The organism is Allobosea sp. CRIB-10 (genome assembly GCF_900112185.1).
GTDB lineage: Bacteria > Pseudomonadota > Alphaproteobacteria > Rhizobiales > Beijerinckiaceae > Allobosea.
Genome location: NZ_FOKP01000070.1, coordinates 1 through 1,145 on the forward strand (window position 1 = coordinate 1; position 1,145 = coordinate 1,145).

At 67.9% G+C, this 1,145-nt stretch carries 1 protein-coding gene; it reads left to right on the forward strand.

Annotated elements, in window-relative coordinates; translation table 11 throughout:
• Positions 1-183 precede the first annotated feature (183 nt).
• Positions 184-1,122, forward strand: a complete 939-nt coding sequence (locus BMZ69_RS30920) for an IS110 family RNA-guided transposase (protein ID WP_092163849.1) — start codon at positions 184-186, stop codon at positions 1,120-1,122.
• Positions 1,123-1,145: the final 23 nt, after the last annotated feature.

Consider the following 1,145-nt stretch of genomic DNA (forward strand, 5'->3'; position numbering starts at 1 on the left):
CCTTGTAACTCTCATTTTGCCTCATCTGCTATACCAGCGGTTGCGGTGGCAGGTGGAAGACCGACAGCCCTGAGGGACACCAAGCCCGTGGGTGAGCTTGGGTCTTCGCCTGCCGATCCATCGACCCCGAACAGTCGCTTGGGCCGCTCGAAGCGAAGCCCGCTTGCGCAAGGATGGGACAGGATGGACGCCATCGTCATCGTTGGGATCGATGTGTCGAAGGATCGTCTGGACGTGGCCGTCCGGCCGGGAAGAGAGGCCTTCTTCGTCAGGCGCGACGGGGACGGGATCGCGGCTCTGATCGAGCGGCTCGGCCCCCTGGGCCCGGCCGCCATCGCGGTCGAGGCGACGGGCGGGTTCGAGACGGTCGTCGCGGCGGGGCTGGCCGGGGCGGGACTGCCTGTCGTCGTGGTCAACCCGGCGCAGGTGCGCGCCTTTGCCAATGCGTTGGGCAAGCGCGCCAAGACCGACCCGATCGATGCGGGCGTGATCGCCCATTTCGTCGAGGCGACGAAGCCTGCGATCCGGCCTTTGCCGGACGAGGAGACGCAGTTGCTGGCCGATCTGGTCGCGCGCCGACGCCAGATCGTGGCGATGATCGGGGCCGAACGCCAGCGCCAGAAGCGCGCGCCGGCCCGTATCGCCAGGAGCATCGTGCGGCTGGTCAAGGCGCTGGAGAAGGAGCTTGCCAGCCTCGACCACGATATCGACGACGCCGTGCGCGGCTCGCCAGCCTGGCGCGACAAGGAGGACCTGCTCGCCTCCGTGCCCGGCATCGGCAAGACAATCGCCCGCACCCTCATCGCCGAGCTGCCCGAACTCGGCTCGCTCGACCGCCGCCAGGTCGCGGCGCTGGTGGGCCTCGCGCCCTGGACCCGCCAGTCCGGGCAATGGCGCGGCAAGAGCTTCATCGGAGGCGGAAGGGCCGCCGTCCGCACCGCCCTCTTCATGGGCGCCTTGGTCGCCGCCCGCCACAATCCGACGCTCAAGGCCTTCCGCGACAAGCTCGTCGCAGCCGGAAAACCAAAACTCGTCGCCATCATCGCGACAGCCCGAAAGCTCGTCACAATCCTCAACGCCGTCATCCGGGACAGACAACCATGGCGCGAACAAACCGCTTGACCAACAAGACAGTCGCTCACCCC

Bases quoted from the DNA above. Each gene is read 5' to 3' on its own strand.
- BMZ69_RS30920 (WP_092163849.1), top strand. From the start codon at position 184: ATGGACGCCATCGTCATCGTTGGGATCGATGTGTCGAAGGATCGTCTG.